Below are 17,908 nucleotides of genomic sequence, written 5' to 3'. Positions count from 1 at the left end.
CCTTCTTTCAGGGCGGGGCCTTACGGACCGCCACCCCAGATCGCCGCTACGATGGTCGGAGCCGCCGCGATGCCGGCGATTGCGACCACGACCCAGAGGGCCTGCCGGAAGTCGAGGATGCCGAAGAGCCAGGACAGGAAGACGCCGATCAGCGCCAGTGTCCCGATCACGATGCCGAGCGGCCCCGTAATCGCGTCCACGATGCCTTGCAGAAGGTTCTGCACCGGCGAAAGATCGATACTCTGCGCAAGCGCCGGAGACGCCGCGAAGAGCAACATCACGGATAGGGCCGTGACGATATTTGCGTTTGGCTTCATGAGTTTTCTCCCTCTAGCCGGTTGAAGACCGCCAGCACGCGGCTGACGTGGTTTTGCGTTTCCCGATAGGGTGGGATGCCGCCGTAGCGTGTGACCGCATCTGGACCGGCGTTGTATGCCGCCAGTGCGAGCCGCACGTCCCCGAACTGGTTCATCATCTGCAAGAGATAACGAGCCGAGCCGTCGAGGTTCTGTCGCCAGTCCAGCGGATCGACGCCGAGGTCCGCCGCTGTTGCTGGCATGAGCTGTCCGAGACCGTAGGCCCCAACCGAGCTTCGCGCCGTGGGGTTGTAGGCACTCTCAATCTCGATGTTTGATCGAAAGACGAGACGCCATTCCGTCACCGTCAGGCCCGCGCGCCGAAGCCCCGGATGGGTCGCGTAGCGCAGCGCGGTCTGGTCAATGGCGTTGAGAATTTCCGGTCGCGGCGCTCTGCGAATAGGTGCGATCGAGGCGACGCGGAAATCGCCCTCCGCACCTTCCGCCGCACTTTCATCATCGTCACCGAGGATCCGCAGACCATCCTCTGCCGACCCTTGGCCGATCCCGTCATTGTAGTTGCGGGCGAAGTTGGATTGTGGCGTCGAGGCTGTCAGGGAGCCGTCATCGTTCATCACGAAGACCATGCCCTGCGCCGATGCTGCCCCGCCCCAAAGGGCGAGCAGAAATGTGCTAGTCGTCGCCGTCCTCGTCAGAGGCAGGGACACCGATTGCATCGTCAGGCAGCCGCATGATCTGGCGACCGCCTTTTTCCAGAGGGACAGTCGGGTGGGTGAACCCGGCTGCATGGAGGAAGGAGATGAGACCGTTTGCGGTCTTGTGTGTCCGTATCCGAATTTCTTCTTCGGATTGGCCTGGGAGCCGAGTGGAAGCAACGAGTCTTTCAAAGGTCCCGTCCGAATCGACGACGCGGACAATCCACTCGCCATACCAGACCGCTGACTTCTTAAAGGCTTCCTTGGTGCAGACGACCTCAGCGAGATAGCCCGACCTGAGAAGCTCTTTGAAATACTTCGTCGTGACCACATTCGGCGCTTCTTTTTCTATGTGTGACCCCATGTTCGCGCTCTCTCGTTGGACGACGAACGATGGCACCCTCCTCGGGCACCACCGTTTTAGAATGTTATAAGATGTCTGGCAAGTTATAAGTTTCTTACTTGCCAAGACTGCTTTCCGCAGTCACTGTTACGTAGATAGAGGGCATTTTCCAAGAGAATATGGGGATATACACGCATGACGCGCACACGCCTGCTAAGAGCATTTCCTATAATCTTCTGCGTCCTATGCCCTTTGGGCGCTTCTGCCGCGACATGCCTCGCGCCAGCTCGTCCCTTTGTCCCCAGTGATCCTGCCGACGCGCGCGAGTATCGCGATCTGATCGTTCAGGACTTCGAGACCTACCTGTCCGAGATCAGCGCATATTTCCGCTGTCTGGACGAAGAGCGGGCACGGGCCTTTCAGGAGTCGAATGAAGTTGCTCAGGAATATGGACGTTTCATCCAGGCAACCACCGACTAGAAAAGCGCGCCCTAACGCCGCATTCTCTCTTGAAACATCCCCCTCGCTACAATCCTGCCGTGCAGTAGGGCAGGTTACTTCACGTCACTCATTGCAGCTTTGCCGCACCGCAGCAACCCGAATATAAAAGGTCAGTGTCGGTTATCGTTATTCTTGAGATCAAAAAATCAACAAATTCAATGCCGCAGGAAAGAGAGTCTCTGAGACTCGCAAATTGGAAATTTTCGCAAGCGCAGCATACTTTGCAACCGTGGGTTAAGTCGTCGTTGGAGATGGCTACGGTTCCGTCAGATCCCTAGCGCCTGATACATTCCGGCAATTTTTCGCACCGCGATCGAGTATGCAGCCGTGCGTAAATCCTTCGCCCCTTTCTTCGTGTTCCAGAGTTGAGACATTTCTGCGTAGGCTGATCGCATCTTTTCGTCGAGGCCGGAGCGCACCAGGTCTATCTCCCGAGCGCCGTCGATAAAGCTCTTGGCCGCATCGGTCGGAAAGCTGTTGCCGGTCATCTTTTCGATCGAGCCTGCCAGCGCGCGGTGAGCGTTTTCTTCGCGCCTGCGCTCCATAAGTCCAAACGGAATATGCGTGATATTTTTGACCCACTCGAAGTAGCTTACGGTCACACCACCGGCATTTGCGAACAGATCCGGCAAAATCACGACGCCGTTTTCCTGAAGGATTCGATCGGCCTCGAACGTTACCGGGCCATTGGCCGCTTCCACGATTAAGCGGGCGTTGATCCGCTCGGCATTTTTCGCATGGATGGCGCCCTCCAAGGCCGCAGGGATCAGAAGATCGCAGCTATCTTCGAGCGCCGTGGGGCCATCTGCTTCGTAGTCGCCACCGGAGAACCCCTCTAGTGCACCAGTTTCAACGAGATGCTGTTTCAGAGCTTCAATATTCAGACCTTCTGGGTTTCGGACTGCACCATCGCGCTCGATTACAGTGATGATACGAGCCTCTGCCGTAACCGATGCGATCGAGACGCACGGCACCGACCCGAAGGCCATCAAGCGCGCGCTTCGCATCGGCATGGGCCCCTGTCAGGGTCGGCTGTGCAGCCATTCCCTCGCTGACTTCGCGGCCCACAGCACGAGCCGCTCGACAGATCAAGTCGGGCTGCCCCGCGCGCGCAATCCGATCCTTCCGGTAAGCTTCGCAACCCTCGCGAAGCTCGACTCGTGAGCAGGGCAATGGCTATGCAATATTGAGATTTATCAGCTTGGCCGTAAGGCGATTTCAATTCGACGGCGAAGTATGCTGGATTTTCAAGCCCATTGGACAATAATCGCTTTGTGGAATGACGTAGATTGAGTAGCGTTCAACGGTCCCATTGTTCTCCCCTCAGGTTGCAGCCTTCAGGAACTCCCACCCGAGAATTCCTGTAAGAGGCAGAAGAAAAACCCAAGATAGGTGCTTTCTCATCAATACAAACAGAGCCGAAAGTCCAAGCAGTCCGCTTGCGACGGTAAGAACTATCAGTATTGTCTGGCCCACCGACTGAGTATCAAAAGCCATGCGCGCCAGAACGGCGGCCTTGGCCCACCAGAACGTTAGAGGTGATTGGATTGAGTTCTTTCGACTTCATCTTTCTGAAGGTGTCGTCGGAGAAGCTGACCTCAGTGCAGTGGACGCGGAAAGCCCCTTCCTCGGTCAGATCGTAAGCCGACCAGCATCGCAGGTTATCGCCCGACGTTGCAGAGGGCGTGGGCCATAATCGGTCCGATGTTTGGTATCGGGGCGTGACTAACGAAGCTAGTCTAGGATGGCTCCGCACCGTGATCTAATGCACCGCATTCTGCTTGTGCTCATCGCTTACAAGTCTAGGAGCACCTCAAACTTACCTAAACTGCTCGCCAGTCGTTCAACTGAAATTTATGCCTCAAAATATGTCTTCGAACTCGCAGTTCACGAGTAATTCTGCGATAGCAGCGCTGTTGGGCAGTTCCAGATTTATGCGGATAATATGGGCTAGCGTTTCGGGGGAGATCATCTCGTCGAGCTCAATGGTCTTCGTCTTCGCATTCTTACTCATTTCAGTGCTGACCCAACCGGGGCATACAGCTGTCGCGCGCACACCCTTGTCCCAGGTCAAAGTTCTGGTGCTGTGAGTGACCGCCATGAGCGCATACTTCGTCATGGCGTAGCCGACGAAGGCGTTCCGTACCCGCTTACCAGCCATGGAAACGAGGTTTGTGATCCGGCCCCGACCTGTCTCTTCAAGATAAGGAAGGCACAGCCTCGTAAGGCGCAACGGAGCCTTTGCATTTACGGTCCACAAGCGATTGAGTGCTTCGTCATTGTCGTCATAGATGCTGACAGGCTCTGCCCATCCGGCGCAGTTAATCAGTATATCAATGCCACCAAATCTCGTCGCGGTTGTTATGATCCACTTTTCCGCAGTTTCAGGCTCGAATGCATCGAAGCGGGCGTACATACGGTTTTCGGTCTCAGGACCGTGGAGCTTTTCAAGTGACTTTGGATCAAGTGCGCCAAGGCTCAGACGATAGCCATGATTCATGAGTTCTTGCGCGACCGCCGCGCCAATACCACCATCTGCACCGGAAATGACCGCGACACGCCCAAATTCTTCATCGGTACTCATTCTGGCTACATCCTATTCCTTAGCGACAAGATGGCCGTCCCCGACTTCAACTAGGTTTACAAGTTGCGGTGCTTCCCCTTTCGGCCATCTAGGGCTTGGTATTTCACCGGTCAGTAAGGGTCTCTCCCTTCGCTGTCGTGGGTCCGCGATGGGGGCAGCATCCAGTAACTTTCGGGTGTAGGAATGTGTCGGGTTTTCGAACACGGCCGCGCGTGGCCCGATTTCAACGACCTGGCCCAGATACATGACCGCAACACGGTGCGCCATGCGTTCAACAACCGCCAAATCATGCGTGATGAAGAGATAGCTGAGCTTCATTTCGTCCTGGAGGTCCATCATCAAGTTGATGACCTGCGCTTGGACAGACACATCGAGGGCCGACACGGATTCATCGGCGATGACCAGTTTAGGGGCCAGTGTCAGCGCTCTGGCGATGCACACTCTTTGACGTTGGCCACCAGAGAACTGGTGCGGAAACCGCTCCATATCGTCCTCTTGCAAACCAACTTTGCTGAAGAGGCTTGCAACGCGATCCTGTAGTTCCGCACCTCGCTTGGCTTGGCCGTGGATCAGAAGGGGTTCCGAGACCGAATCCCCGACCGTTCGCCGGGGATCAAGGCTGGCGTAAGGATCCTGAAAAATCATCTGCATCTCGCGCCGATAAGGTCGCATCGCAGTCGTGTTGAGCGACGTGATGTCCTCCCCATTGAGCTTAACGCGCCCGGAGGTTGGATCGAGCAAGCGACAGACGAGATTGGCGAGCGTGGATTTTCCGCACCCGCTTTCCCCGACGATGGCCAGCGTTTCCGAGTGATTCACCTGTATCGAGACGTTTTCGACCGCGTGAACGGACGAACCGTCAGCGAGCGGAAAGGTCTTCGTCAGCCCTTCGGTTTCCAGAAGATATTTACTCATTCACATTCCTTCCCGGTCCACAAGATCGAACCGTTCAGGTTCCGTCTTACCTTTCATTGAGCCAAGCCTCGGTACAGAGGCGAGCAGGGCCCGCGTGTAGGCCGCGCCGGGTTTCTCGAAGATGTCATACACCGACCCACTTTCGACAAACTTCGAGTTTCGCATGACCACCATGTCGTCTGCGACCTCAGCCACCACGCCCATATCGTGCGTAATGAGCATGACCGCAGCGCCAGTCTCTTGTTGGAGCGACTTCATCAGACCCAGCATTTGCGCCTGAATCGTCACGTCCAGCGCGGTCGTCGGCTCATCGGCGATCAGAAGGCGAGGGTCGCAGGAGAGCGCCATGGCGATCATGACACGCTGGCGCATGCCACCAGAGAGTTGGTGCGGATAGTCCTGCATCACCTTGTCGGGCCGCGGTATACGGACCTTTTCGAACATTTCCAGTGCACGCTTTGCCGCATCGCGCCGGGTGGTTTTTCGGTGTTGGCGGATCGTCTCGATGACCTGATCCCCAGTCGTGTAGACCGGGTTCAGGCTAGTCAGCGGTTCCTGAAACACCATGGAGATGTCGTTCCCCCGGATGCTCCGCATTGCGCGTTCGGATTGCTTGAGCAGGTCAATCGTTGACCCGTCATCACGGCGCAGTAGAACCTCACCTTCTGCAACCTTCGCGCGGGTGCCAAGCTCGACCAGACGCATGATCGAAAGGGCGGTGACGGATTTCCCAGATCCACTCTCTCCAACGACGGCCAGTGTTTTGCCGGGATACAGATCGAAGCTCAGCCCGTCGATAGCTTTAAACTCGCCAAATTTCACGGTGAGATTGCGGACGGAAAGAAGTGGCTGGTCCATCAGCGCCCCCGTAGCTTTGGATTGATCGCGTCTTGCAAGCCATCGCCTATGAGGCTGAGGCTGAGGACCGTGAGGAAGACCATGAAGCCAGGGATCGAGACCGCCCACCAATTCGTCAGAAAATACTGGCGGTTCAGGCCTACATAGTAACCCCAGCTGAGGTTGTTTGGATCGCCGAGACCAAGGAATGCTAGGCCCGCCTCGAAAAGGATCGCGGCTCCCATGGTCAGCGTGCTTTGCACGATCAAAATCGGAAAAGTGTTCGGCAGGATCGTGCGCAGAATGATGCGGGCGTTTGATGCCCCGATGGCTTTCGCCGCTTTCACATATTCCAACCCTTTCTGCTTCATGAATTCGGAACGGGTCTGACGCGCAATCGGCGGCCATGACACAATGCCGATGGCGATTACAATTGTCGCGGTAGACGCCCCGAAGAGTGCCACAACGACAAGCGCAAACAATAGACCAGGGAGAACCTGAAAAAATTCCGTCACCTTCATCAGCACCCGGTCAACCATGCCACCATAGTATCCTGCGAATGCTCCGATCGTGGCCCCCACAAATATGATCAGCAGCGCCGCGAACCCGGCCACTTCAAGCGTGGTGGATCCACCGTGCATGACAATGAGCGCCACATCGCGTCCGAGGTAATCGGTCCCAAGAATAGGACCTCCTTCTGTCAAGGGAGGGGTATGCCGCGAGGCGACATAGGCCAATTTGTCGGTCGTGATGAAGAGCGGCAAAATGTAGCTGATGATCAAAATTACCCCGAGCAGGATGGCTCCAAGAACTGCCGCCTTGTTTGCCATGAACATGCGCAGGCCCTGATACCGCTCGATTGGTGGTCGCTCGCGGGTATCAGCAAGAGTTGTTGTGTCGCGCAAAGTTGTCATGCCCGTCCTCCCGTGCGAATACGGGGATCGACCAGACGGTAAACGATATCCGTCAAGAGGTTTGCCAGGATCACCGTCACAGACACCATTGTGAGAATGGCAAGCAAGACATTGGTATCCCGGTTGAGGACTGCTTCGAACGCGAGCCGTCCCAGACCGGGCCATGCAAAGACAGTTTCCACGAGGATCGCGCCGGAGAGGAGGATACCGAACTCAAGTCCGAGAACAGTGATAATCGGGATGATGCCGTTGCGCAGTCCATGTTTGAAGAGAACCTTGCTTTCATGGAGGCCCTTGGCGCGGGCGGTGCGAATGTAGTCTGACTGTAGGACTTCCATCATAGAGGCCCGTGCAAGCCGCGCGTAGGTCGCAAGGAAGATTACGCCGAGCGAAACCGTGGGCAGGATCAGATGCTCTGCTGTGTCGACCGCACGCTCAAAAAAACCTGCACGGCTGGACATGCGGAGGTCGTTCATTCCGGCGACAGGGAGCCAGTCGAGCCATACACCGAAAACGAGAATGAGCAGGATGCCGGTCCAAAAGACGGGCATCGCGAACCCGATCAACGCAAAGACCGTGAGGCCGGAACTCAGGAAGCTGTCTGGGCGACGGGCGGCGGCAGTCCCAATCGCGATGCCAATAGTGACAGCGAAGGTCAGCGCGGAAAACGCCAGAAGCAGTGTCGGAAAGATGCGCGGAGCAATCATCTCCACAACGGGTCTGTTGCCGATGGGTGAGTATCCAAAATCGCCTTGCAGGACGTTTCCAAGATACATGAAGAGTTGTCCGAAGAAGGATTTGTCCAGACCGAGCCGTTCGCGGACGGCTTCGATTTGAGCTTCACTGGCGTCTCCGAGAGACCCTGCCGAGAGGGCATCGATTACACTTCCTGGCGCGATGTAGACCAGCACGAAGTTGAACACGAGCACGGCCAGAATGAGCAGGAGAGATTCGCCAATCTTTGTCGCGATCGCGAGCATTTCTGTTGCCTTTCAAGAAAGAGACGCGGGGCGGCGTGGGAGAGCCACCGCCCCGCGTCACGGGAGGTCCGGTGTTAGTTCTGAATCCAGGTCTCGGCCCAGCTATCCATCCAGCCCCAGACGCCGTTCGGCGGGTTCTGCACGCTCAGTTGCATCGGAGTATACCAGACCTCGTTGGTCAGGGGGATCACCGGCACATCTGCGTTGAGCATGTCCTGAACCTGGAAGTAGAGGTCGCGCCGTGCATCGAGATCGACGGTCTGTGCGGCTTCTGCGAAGACCGCATCCACTTCCTCATTGCAGTACCAGCTCATGTTGGAGAACGCGACGCCGACACGGCGATTGTCACAGACATAGCTGCGGCTCACACCGATAACCGGATCACCCCAATTCCAGAGACCGACAAGTGACAGTTGATAAGGGCTGTCTTCTGCCGTGACTTCGTTCAGAAGCGTCACTTCATCGGGTTTGACGTCGATGTTGAGCGTGATGCCCGCTTCGGCGAACTGACGCTGAAGAACTTCGGCACCGGTTTGCAACTGACCGGGGAAGGTTGAGATTGTCAGCTCAAGGCCATCGGGGTAGCCCGCTTCGGCGAGAAGGGCGCGAGACGCTTCGACATCGCGATCATAGCATTCCGCATCCGCATTGTAGAATGGGCTCTGGCTCTGGATACCCGTACATTGCCGACGATGCTGACCCGCATAGACGACATCGTTGTATTCTTCGAAATCGTAAGCCAGCCAAAGCGCCTGACGCACACGCGGATCGGAGAGAACTTCATCGCGCACGTTGATCTGCAACCACGGAATGGAACCGATGGCTTCAAAACCCTGGTCGATCACGTTGAAGCGGTCGTCGCCTTGGAAGCGCACCACGTCATCACCCGACCAGATAGAAATCATGTCGTACTGACCAGATTCCAGACCGAGCGCCAGCGTGGACTGATCCTGCACGATGTCGAGAACGATCTCGTCCAGGTAGGGCAGGCCGTCGATGAAGAAGTCTTCAAACCGCTCAAGGCGAACGATGTCCTGACCATTCCATTCAGTGACACGGAACGGACCCGAGCCGACGATGTCCTGCGTCAAACGCGGATGGGTCGGCATTTCCTGCCCGTCGTTGAAGATGTGCTCGGGAATGATCGGCAGAAGACCCGGCGTAAGTGCCATCAGAAGTGCTGGATGCGGTGCGTCCAGATTGATGGTGCAGCTGGTGGAGTCACCGCCATCCACGCTGGAGACAGGTGCGAACATCGACTTGAACGGGTGGTTTGCCTGCGAGGTCGCAATACTGAAGGCAACGTCTGTGCAGGTGATCTGTTCACCGTCATGGAACACGGCATTTTCATTCAGCTCGACGTTGAACTGAAGACCGTCTTCGGAAAAGCCCCACTCATTGGCGAGATAGGGGATCGGCTCATAATCATCGTTCAGGCGAATAAGCCCTGCATGGATCTGAGTCCCGACGATGTTCCGCAAGCCGGACGCAACCGCACCATTCGGATGTGTCAACGGAATGTGAAACCCGGCGACGAGTGTGCCGCCACGCTGATCTTCTGACGGAACGTTGTCAGCATCGGTCAAATAGGCAGCGTGCCCATCCGCCATCGCGGCACCGGCCACAAGGCCGAGCGCGAGCACGCTGGCGGTTCTGGTGAACCCGGCCTTCATGCCTGAGTTAAAGGTTTTCATTGGTGTGATCCTCCCTTGGATACATTTTCGGGTGGTGCTTTACGCAGATGGCCGTTCAAGACCCGGCTGGCCGGGGCAAACCGGCGAGCCATGTCCAAACGCCGCTTCCTCGGTGCAAACACGCGCTGCGAAAGTCGCGGCGTCATGCATTGCTTGCGGCACGTCAGCACCTTTCAGGCGCCGCACGAGAAAAGCTGTCAGAAAGGCGTCTCCAGCGCCCAATGTGTCCGTTGCATCGACCTCCACGATGCTCTGGCGATACCAAGCGTTTTCATGCAGGCAGATCGCTCCTTCCGATCCGCGCGTGATGAGAACGGTTTTGGGGCCGTAAGACGCGACAAGCCGCGCCCAACCAATAGCGCGTTCTTTTGGCTGATCGGCTGTCGATAGGGCTACAACATCCACGAAAGGCGCGGCCATCGCGATCGTTTGCTCGCTGTATTTGTCCGAGAAATCGTAGCTCAGCAGCTTCGTGCGCGATGTGATGTCCCGCAGTCTTTTATCCAGACGCGAGTTGACCCCTGTGTGGACCAGATCGAACTCTGACATGAAGTCCAGATCGTCATCTGTCAGAGCGTAATCCTCATCAGTGTAGAGATGACTACCATCAAACCAGCGATCCCCATCTGAGTGACGAACGCGCGACCAGGATGTCGGAGTTTGGGTCAATCGCGTGCGTGACGTATCGACACCTTCGTCTTCGAGAGCGTCGATGACGATGCGGCCAAGCGCATCGTCACCCACACACCCAAGATAGGCCGCGTCCACTCCCAGGCGTTTCGCATAGACAGCGAAGTTCACAGAATTGCCGCCTGGGTATTGCAGGCCATGATCGACGTAGATGTCGACGGTATTGTCACCAAGGCCAAGGACGCGGGTCATGATCAGTAGTCCACTTTCCACATGTAGCGTCGCGTTTCGAGCGGGTGGTCGTGATGCTCGGCCAGCAGTTCGCCGATGCGGTCGAGCGCCACGCCGATGATGTAGGGTGCAACGATCGCACGGACCTCGGGCGCGATGCCGGGCATCTCGTAGTCTTTGGAATCGTAGATGAAGAGGCGTTTGCCATACTTCTCGGAGAAGCGAACGACACGCTCCATCAGTGGGCGGCTTGGGTCTTCGCCAAGCAGGAGGAAGAACGGGACATCCTTGTCCATCACTTCGAACGGTCCATGGAAGAACTCGGCCCCTTCCAGCGGTGTGCTGTTGAGCCACTGCATTTCCATCAGCGTGCAGACACCAAAGACATAAGCGGTGCAGAACATCGGGCCGGAGGCGACGTGATAGATCGTCTTATCGTCTTTGAGCGCGAGCGCATGTTCAGTCGCTCGATCCTCGTTGCTGATCTTCGATTCAGCCGCTGCTTCAGGCAGAGCTTCGAGGGAGGACAAAAGTTTTTCTTCAAGTTCCCAACCGTCGCGCTCACCAAGAAGTCCGCCCATAAAGCCCATCATTGCAATCGCCATGGAGGTATGAGGCAGACCAACAATATCGCGTTCGGCTTCGGTCGTCAGGATCGCATGATCAACGGCCTGTGCCAGTGGCTTGTCTTCAGTCGTTGTGAAACCGACTGTGATTGCCGGGGTGTCTTTGAAGTAGACCGCGCCTTCGACGGTTTCCTTCGTGGTCCCGGATTTCGAGCCCATGACGACCAGAGTGCGATCATCGAGACGAGGCGTTTCCTGCGTCATGAACTCGGCAGGGAAGTAGCGGCGAACTTCGAGTGAGGGGCTGTAGTGCTGGATCCAGTATTCGAGCGCCAGCATCGAGCGGTTTGGAGCACCACAGGCGACAAAATAAATCCGGTCGATGTCTTTTGCCAGCTTCCGTCCAAGTGCTGCTGCATCTCGCACTGAGTCAGCCGCTCCCTGAAGTGCTGCTACTGTTTCTTTTCGGGAAGTCTCGCCTGTCATTTCATGTCCTCATGATTCTTTGGTGCGTTAGACCAAATGCTAACTGGACTATTGGGGGGCTGTCAACGGGAGCCATGATCTTTGTGCTAGCAGCTCGAATGCAGATCGATTGGTACAGTTGCCGGATCAACTTATGCCAAGTATTTCTTGTCTTAAGTTGCATCTGAAAATAGACCAGTTCTCGAAACAGGTGTCGAATGGGTAGGGGGCAACGATTGCAGCAGACTGAAAAACAACCGCTGGTCTATGAGAAAGTGCAGGCTTCACTGCGCCAACTGGTCGAACAACGCAACTACATCGCTGGTGACCGAATCCCGTCTGAGCGAGATTTGTGCGAACGCTTCGATGTGCATCGAGCAACACTTCGCAAGGCGATCGACAATCTCATCGCAGAGGGGCTTCTTGAGAGACGGGGCACCAGCGGAACCTATATCCCGTCACCGACGGTCCTTAGACCAATTTCCGCGCACTCATTTTCGCAACCGATTACCGAGATCGTCGGGGCATCAGGAGGAAAAGCCGGCAGTAAGCTGATGTTTTTCGAGCAGGGGCAGGCAAGCGTGCGCATCGCGGACCGGCTTGATGTAGAAGTCGGTGACCCGCTCTTCATTATCAAACGTCTTCGGACAGTGAATGAGCAGCCCTTTTGTATTGAGACAACTTGGATACCAACAGCCTTGGTTCCGGGGCTTACGGCAACCGATCTGGTCCGTGATCTTTCTCTCTATGGTCTTCTCAGAGACCGCTATGACATTGCCATTGGCACAGCCAAAGCAACGATCAGTTCCGGAACAATCTCCACTCAGGACCTCGAAACGCTGGATATGAAGCAGGGTGAGGTAGCCTTGATCATTGATTCCGTCACTTCTGACAAAGATGGTAATCCCATCGAATATCTTAGCTCACTCAACCACCCGCGCCGGGTGATGTTGGTGGTTGAGTGAAAGGGTTCGACTGGTAGATTGCCTTGCGCGAAAATGTTTGAGCGCGAACTAGCGAGCGACAAATTCGACAATTTTACTCCAGGTAATAGATGTTTGGCCATCGGCTGCCATCCCGAGTTGAGCCCTTCATCGGCGACTGAACTGATGGTTTTGTGAAAAACGTTGAACCTGAAATGTTCAAGTTGTTGGCGGCTGAACGCGTACCATATGGATGATGGTTTTTTGAGACGGCGATCGCCGAAAAACGAAATGCGTCAGTCGCCTCTTTCTCACGTCTGGAGCGGCGCCCTCCAACGGTGCAAGACCCAACAAAGTCAGGCCAATAGTCTGTTTGTTCGCTGCTGCTCCAACTCGTTGGCCATGGTCTTACTCTGTTAATGCCTTTTTTTCGTCATAAAACAATGGTACCAGATTCGCATTGGTATAGTAGTCCATGCTGCTCGCGTTGGGTTTCCAGAGGCGATGTTGCTAACGAAAAGGAACAAGAGATGAAGTACACGCTATCTACAGTATTTATTTGCAGTAGCTTCCTCATGCCGTCTGAAGTGAGTGCGCAGGCTATTTCGTGCGGACAAGATTACACGGTTCGCTCGGGCGATTTTCTGAGCGGGATCGCTCAAAGGGCATATGGAAGTCCTGAAAGTTTTAGCCTCATCTACAACGCCAATGCCGAAACAATCGGAAGGGACCCTGCCTTGATCCGTGTTGGTCAAAAGTTAATTATCCCTTGTTTGAGCGAGGAGATCGGTGAGTCCACCGCGAGTGCTGAAAATATCCGTCGCGAACAAACAACAGAAGCGCTTCCTGGCCCCTCGCAAAACCGTCCGATCCGCGTGCTCACCGGCACAGGATGGGCCCCATTCGCGGATGAAGACCAGGCGCAGGGGGGCATGTTGACCGAGATTACAAATCTTGCCCTCGCCGAAGCGAATGGTAATCCGGATTACCAAATTGACTTCATCAATGACGGTGGGGCCCATCTGACCCCATTGCTTACAGATCACGCGTATGACTTTAGCATTGGATGGAGCCGGCCGAATTGCGAGTTGCTTGATCAACTGAACGATGACTCTCAGTTTCGGTGTAACAACTTTAACTGGACCGAACCGCTTTATCGCCAGATTATTGCCTACTACACGATCGGCGGTATCACTGAATATACCGAGCATTCGCAGCTAGTTGGTAAGTCACTCTGCCGTGCCGAAGGATTCTCGACTGCGATGATCGAAGAAGTTGGACTAAGAGAGCCAGAAATTTCGATTGTGCGTCGCCCGGATTCTTTAGGATGTCTCGAAGCTGTCATCGAAGGCGAAGTTGACGTGGCTGTCGTCGCGACGGATGCTGCCGAACCAATGCTGAGCAATCTTGAAGACCCATCTTCCATTATGTTTCACGAGCAATTGTCCTACGTTTCCCCGATCCGAGCACTCATTGCTAAAACACATCCGCAGAGTGAAGAACTGGTTGCGACCTTCAACAGCGGCCTGACCCAGATCAAGGATTCGGGCGTTTGGTTCACAACGGTACGCCGTCACTTGGAAGAATTTAACGCCTCCTACTCCGAATGAAATCTGACCCACATCAACAGCGCAAACACGCTGCCAGATGCGGGGCTGAAACGGCCTGAAGTTAAGCAAGATAACAATGAGCAAGCTTGCGAGCACATGGTTAAAGGCGACAGCACGAACGACTGGGAAAGTTCACATGATTTTTTTGAAGAAGTATAGGATCAACTCAGCACTACCTCTCGCCACGTTCCTGTCGTTCTGCGCTGTCACTGTCTTTGCACAAGCAGAGAACACGGTGACGATTAAGTTTGGCGACGACAGCAATGACGACGTGACGGGTGAATTGGTCTCTGCCTCGGATACGGATATTCGCCTCAATACAATAATGGGGACAATTACAATTCCGATTGAAGGATTGACCTGTATAGGCATCGCCTGCCCAGACTCGATCAAACTGGTCTGGGACGAAGAGCCCGTCACCCTGACATCAACTGACGGGTCAGTCGCATTGACCGGTGTGCTTATCGAAATTGTTGATCGCCAATACGTGCTGGCGACTGATCTTGGCGAATTCCGGATTGATATTGATAAAGCAAATTGCGCTGGGATCGAATGTCCCGAATTTCCAACCGATGAAGTTAGGTTAGGCGGAGCTGTCGTGCTTACTCAGGGTGAGTTGACGGTGAAGGGTATATTAACTGGCTACGATGAAGAGGGATACACGGTTGATGTTTCGAACCTGGGCGAGCTGCGAGTGTCGCGAGAATTCGCTTGCTCTGGGGACGGTTGCCCTTGAGAACCAGTATTCGCTAGATGGACCAGACTGCTGTTTTGCCACGAAGGGTTTGTTATTCGTAACTGTCGGAGTCCTTTAATGATGAGATTGCCCCTGCAATGAGAACAATCACTTAGCATTTTTCATTAATGAGACTGGGGCAGGGGCCATAGCAGACCTTCGCGGCGCGGCGTATGAACTGGTAACATGCGGGACGAAGCGGGCTTTCGCTGCGGCTGCGTCAACGTCGGCTTTCGCGAAGTGTAGATGGGCAGGATGGAATTTATCCGGTAACAAGCTTCCTATCCAACTCAAAGAAGGGGTTACTGATATGCTCGGCGAAGTTAACCTAGTTGTCATACTCTTGGCAGCATTGGCGGCGAGTATGAGCCCCGGCCCAGCAACTCTTGCAATTGCAGGGACTTCAATGTCGCGTGGACGCAGAGATGGGCTTCTACTAGCTGTCGGTATCGTATGCGGATCATTAACATGGTCCATTGCTGCCGCCTTCGGACTTGGAGCAATCATGCTGGCTCATGGATGGGCTTTTGAAGTCATCCGATTTGCCGGAGCGGCATATTTGTTGTATCTCGCTTGGAAAGCGGCCCGATCTGCATTGTCGTCTAAGGACATTAAGACAAATGCGATCAGAGGAACTTCACGCTCGCTTGTCGCCAGAGGCGCAGCGCTCCATATCACCAACCCTAAATCGGTCCTCTTCTTTGGGGCGTTATACTCGATTGGCGTTCCAACTGACGCATCGCCTGCTCAACTGGCGACTGTTGTAGGTGTTGTAGGACTTCAAAGCACTGTCGTGTTTCTGGGTTACGCGCTGCTTTTTTCCGCGCCGTACATGACGCGCGCGTATGTCCGTTTACGTCGTTGGTTCGAAGGCTTTTTTGCCGTTGGCTTCACCATGGCAGGACTGAAAGTGGCGACGGCTCGGCTTCAGTAATCAGGACTAGGCGTTTTTTCTCTACCGCGACTAGCTCGATGGTAAGGACTTGTAGCCCTTGTAAACGAGAAGCGCACCCACGCCTGCTAATCCGAACCCGCTGACCCTCTCAATGCTCAGACGGCCTGAGATCGTCTTGTTGAATGCATGCATTGCCAATAATGCGTATCCAAAGATGAAGGCGGCGTCCAAACCGACAAACATTGCCCCGTAGATCAGCGACTGAACGATCACACTATGCTCTGAGGAAATGAACCCCGGAAACAGTGCAACAAAGAAGACGATAGCTTTTGGGTTCGTCACACAGGCAAAGAAGCCGGCAAAGAAAGTCGCCCGAGGAACCTGAGTGCTTTGACCTTCATTTGGTTGATGTTCGGCGGTGGTTCGAAGCGAATTCCACGCCAAATAAAGAATAAACAGACCACCGGCGATCTGGAGGTACGGCAGCACAACTTCTGACATGCCAATAAGTGTTTGCAGGCTAGCCACCGCGATTAGAATGTGAACAATCGAACCAAGTGCATCACCAGCCACCGTGACAGCGGCTGCTCTAGGCCCAAAACGCACAGCCTGAGATGAGGCAAGTGCGACTGAAGGACCTGGTGTGACTACAATCAATAGAGTTGCGGCCAAAAAGCTGAGGAATAGTAATCCGTCCAAAACGTTTTGCTTTCTTCAATCAAGAGCCTCACCTTGGCTCCCCCTTGCCAATTTGTCGAGCCTTAGTACATGCGATCTGTAGGAAGCAGACGGTTGTTCACTGCGCAGCACTCGGCAAAAAAGGGCTCAGAAGCGGCCTTGCGGCGGTGCGGCAGAGCCCGATGCTCGCCAAATGAAAGGTCTGCGGGACAAACCTGCCTTTCGACTGAGCACATCGCTACGCAACTGGATTATGGTGGCCCCAAGCAGGTGATCGCGGGCCGCTATAAGGCTGTAGATCAACGCAGAATTGATAGATCATCTTGCCGTCCACCTCAATGACGACATGCTTGGTTGCGAACACAAGATAGCGGATCGGTTCTTCTTTGGAGCCAACTTTTCCAACGCCATCAAGACGCTCCCAGCCATGATCGTCAAAGCGTTCGCCAACGTGAAGCGGCATGAAGGGCCGTTCAGACTTGAACACCGCGACAGGTTTATGTTCACCGGAAATGTCGCAAAGAACGAGTTCGTAAATATCAGGCATCAGGTCGATTTCTTTCTTCAAAATCTAGCAATACCCTAAACCTATGGTGGACGTGTGACGAGCAGAAAGGGCTCAGAGTGGACTTGCGGCTCTGCGACGAGCGCACCTAAGCCACGGATGACAGCTACGCGGACGAAGTTGCCGTTGCCAATGATGGGCAACTGAACCAAATAGATGTTCATGGTTGCTTTTGTCGTTCCTCACGATCCACTCTGGAAGATGGCTTTTGAAGACGAGGCCAAAGCAATAAAGCAGGCATTCGGAAACACGTCGGTTCACCTTCATCACATTGGCAGTACCGCGATTCCGGGTATCCTAGCCAAACCCATAATAGACATTCTTGGCATGGTTTCCACGCTTGCCGAAGCTGATGCCAAAACTCCCCCTGTCGAAAATTTGGGGTATGAGGCAATGGGTGCGTACGGCATTGAAGGTAGGCGATATTTCAGGAAGATCGACAGTAGCGGCACTCGGACACATCACCTCCATATGTTCGAAGAAGGTTCACAGCACGCCGAGCGCCATCTCGCGTTCAGGGACTACCTGATAGCGCACCCCAAGGTAGCGAAGGAATACTCGGCGGTGAAGGAACGCCTCACAAGAGGCGATGCTCCCACTTGGGAAGCGTATATGGACGGAAAGGACCCGTTCGTCAGCCGCGTCGAACCACAGGCTGTCGATTGGTTTCGAAAACTCGCTCGGTAGGTATGGGCTCTTTTTCCTCTTTCGCTGCGCCAATCATGAATGACTGTTTCGACATCTCTGCCGCGAAAAAGACCCTTTTTGCAGCACTTTTCCACCTCCTGCCAAGTCATTGATTTCTTTTGCGGTGGACTGCCGCAAAAAC

19 protein-coding genes and 1 pseudogene are annotated in these 17,908 nt (G+C 54.8%); 7 read left to right on the top strand and 13 right to left on the bottom strand.

The window, feature by feature from the left end; translation table 11 throughout:
- Positions 1 to 20: 20 nt before the first annotated feature.
- The 3 genes from HSX43_RS16985 to HSX43_RS16975 are packed head-to-tail and all read right to left on the bottom strand — an operon-like array spanning position 21 to position 1,343.
- Positions 21 to 317: a TrbC/VirB2 family protein gene (locus HSX43_RS16985; protein ID WP_179381332.1), complete on the bottom strand. Its 297-nt coding sequence runs from the start codon at positions 315 to 317 to the stop codon at positions 21 to 23.
- Positions 314 to 943, bottom strand: a complete 630-nt coding sequence (locus HSX43_RS16980; protein ID WP_179381331.1) for a lytic transglycosylase domain-containing protein — start codon at positions 941 to 943, stop codon at positions 314 to 316. Before HSX43_RS16980 ends, HSX43_RS16985 begins: the two co-directional genes overlap by 4 nt.
- Positions 944 to 989: 46 nt before the next feature.
- Positions 990 to 1,343, bottom strand: coding sequence for a hypothetical protein (locus HSX43_RS16975; protein WP_179381330.1), 354 nt, complete (start codon positions 1,341 to 1,343; stop codon positions 990 to 992).
- A 207-nt stretch (positions 1,344 to 1,550) separates the two neighbouring features.
- On the opposite strand from HSX43_RS16975, the gene HSX43_RS16970 reads away from it, so the two are divergent.
- Complete coding sequence (locus HSX43_RS16970) at positions 1,551 to 1,835, top strand: hypothetical protein (RefSeq protein WP_235962712.1); 285 nt, start codon at positions 1,551 to 1,553, stop codon at positions 1,833 to 1,835.
- A gap of 287 nt (positions 1,836 to 2,122) precedes the next feature.
- Here HSX43_RS16970 and HSX43_RS16965 read toward each other — a convergent pair whose 3' ends face one another.
- On the bottom strand, positions 2,123 to 2,845 hold the full coding sequence (locus HSX43_RS16965) for a Glu/Leu/Phe/Val family dehydrogenase (RefSeq protein WP_179381329.1): 723 nt from the start codon (positions 2,843 to 2,845) through the stop codon (positions 2,123 to 2,125).
- On the opposite strand from HSX43_RS16965, the gene HSX43_RS20050 reads away from it, so the two are divergent.
- Entirely contained in the window at positions 2,784 to 3,020 is a 237-nt protein-coding gene (locus HSX43_RS20050) for a (2Fe-2S)-binding protein (RefSeq protein WP_179381328.1), read from the top strand. The genes HSX43_RS16965 and HSX43_RS20050 overlap by 62 nt on opposite strands.
- Before the next feature lie 697 nt (positions 3,021 to 3,717).
- Here HSX43_RS20050 and HSX43_RS16955 read toward each other — a convergent pair.
- From HSX43_RS16955 to HSX43_RS16925, 7 genes and pseudogenes are all read right to left on the bottom strand, one after another.
- Complete coding sequence (locus HSX43_RS16955; RefSeq protein ID WP_179381327.1) at positions 3,718 to 4,440, bottom strand: SDR family NAD(P)-dependent oxidoreductase; 723 nt, start codon at positions 4,438 to 4,440, stop codon at positions 3,718 to 3,720.
- A gap of 12 nt (positions 4,441 to 4,452) precedes the next feature.
- Positions 4,453 to 6,216 (bottom strand): annotated as a pseudogene (locus HSX43_RS20045) (ABC transporter ATP-binding protein).
- Positions 6,213 to 7,106 carry an ABC transporter permease gene (locus HSX43_RS16945; protein WP_179381326.1) on the bottom strand — a complete coding sequence of 298 codons (894 nt, stop codon included), beginning with the start codon at positions 7,104 to 7,106 and terminating at the stop codon, positions 6,213 to 6,215. Before HSX43_RS16945 ends, HSX43_RS20045 begins: the two are co-directional and overlap by 4 nt.
- On the bottom strand, positions 7,103 to 8,086 hold the full coding sequence (locus HSX43_RS16940) for an ABC transporter permease (RefSeq protein WP_179381325.1): 984 nt from the start codon (positions 8,084 to 8,086) through the stop codon (positions 7,103 to 7,105). The genes HSX43_RS16945 and HSX43_RS16940 overlap by 4 nt, the downstream gene beginning before the upstream one ends.
- A gap of 74 nt (positions 8,087 to 8,160) precedes the next feature.
- A complete protein-coding gene (locus tag HSX43_RS16935; RefSeq protein WP_179381324.1) occupies positions 8,161 to 9,780 on the bottom strand; it encodes an ABC transporter substrate-binding protein in 1,620 nt (539 codons plus the stop codon).
- Positions 9,781 to 9,819: 39 nt separating this feature from the next.
- A complete protein-coding gene (locus HSX43_RS16930; RefSeq protein ID WP_179381323.1) occupies positions 9,820 to 10,662 on the bottom strand; it encodes a PfkB family carbohydrate kinase in 843 nt (280 codons plus the stop codon).
- Positions 10,663 to 10,664: 2 nt separating this feature from the next.
- Positions 10,665 to 11,693 (bottom strand): SIS domain-containing protein, encoded by a 1,029-nt coding sequence (locus tag HSX43_RS16925; protein WP_179381322.1) that lies wholly within the window; start codon positions 11,691 to 11,693, stop codon positions 10,665 to 10,667.
- A gap of 215 nt (positions 11,694 to 11,908) precedes the next feature.
- On the opposite strand from HSX43_RS16925, the gene HSX43_RS16920 reads away from it, so the two are divergent.
- The 4 genes from HSX43_RS16920 (at position 11,909) to HSX43_RS16905 (ending at position 15,875) form a co-directional block, all read left to right on the top strand.
- Positions 11,909 to 12,637 (top strand): GntR family transcriptional regulator, encoded by a 729-nt coding sequence (locus HSX43_RS16920; RefSeq protein WP_179381321.1) that lies wholly within the window; start codon positions 11,909 to 11,911, stop codon positions 12,635 to 12,637.
- Positions 12,638 to 13,125: 488 nt separating this feature from the next.
- On the top strand, positions 13,126 to 14,205 hold the full coding sequence (locus HSX43_RS16915; RefSeq protein ID WP_179381320.1) for a LysM peptidoglycan-binding domain-containing protein: 1,080 nt from the start codon (positions 13,126 to 13,128) through the stop codon (positions 14,203 to 14,205).
- Positions 14,206 to 14,281: 76 nt separating this feature from the next.
- Positions 14,282 to 14,941, top strand: a complete 660-nt coding sequence (locus HSX43_RS16910) for a hypothetical protein (RefSeq protein WP_179381319.1) — start codon at positions 14,282 to 14,284, stop codon at positions 14,939 to 14,941.
- Positions 14,942 to 15,251: 310 nt separating this feature from the next.
- Entirely contained in the window at positions 15,252 to 15,875 is a 624-nt protein-coding gene (locus tag HSX43_RS16905) for a LysE family translocator (RefSeq protein WP_179381318.1), read from the top strand.
- Positions 15,876 to 15,905: 30 nt separating this feature from the next.
- Here the strand turns inward: HSX43_RS16905 and HSX43_RS16900 are convergent, their stop codons facing one another.
- Both HSX43_RS16900 and HSX43_RS16895 read right to left on the bottom strand, forming a co-directional pair.
- Positions 15,906 to 16,493: a LysE family translocator gene (locus HSX43_RS16900; RefSeq protein ID WP_235962713.1), complete on the bottom strand. Its 588-nt coding sequence runs from the start codon at positions 16,491 to 16,493 to the stop codon at positions 15,906 to 15,908.
- 259 nt (positions 16,494 to 16,752) lie between these two features.
- Positions 16,753 to 17,061 (bottom strand): hypothetical protein, encoded by a 309-nt coding sequence (locus tag HSX43_RS16895; protein WP_179381316.1) that lies wholly within the window; start codon positions 17,059 to 17,061, stop codon positions 16,753 to 16,755.
- Between the two features lie 174 nt (positions 17,062 to 17,235).
- On the opposite strand from HSX43_RS16895, the gene HSX43_RS16890 reads away from it, so the two are divergent.
- Positions 17,236 to 17,766 carry a GrpB family protein gene (locus HSX43_RS16890; protein WP_179381315.1) on the top strand — a complete coding sequence of 177 codons (531 nt, stop codon included), beginning with the start codon at positions 17,236 to 17,238 and terminating at the stop codon, positions 17,764 to 17,766.
- The last annotated feature ends 142 nt before the right edge of the window (positions 17,767 to 17,908 follow it).

The organism is Jannaschia marina (assembly GCF_013404595.1).
GTDB classification, from domain to species: Bacteria; Pseudomonadota; Alphaproteobacteria; order Rhodobacterales; family Rhodobacteraceae; genus Jannaschia; species Jannaschia marina.
This window is presented reverse-complemented; position numbering and strand designations above follow the sequence as displayed.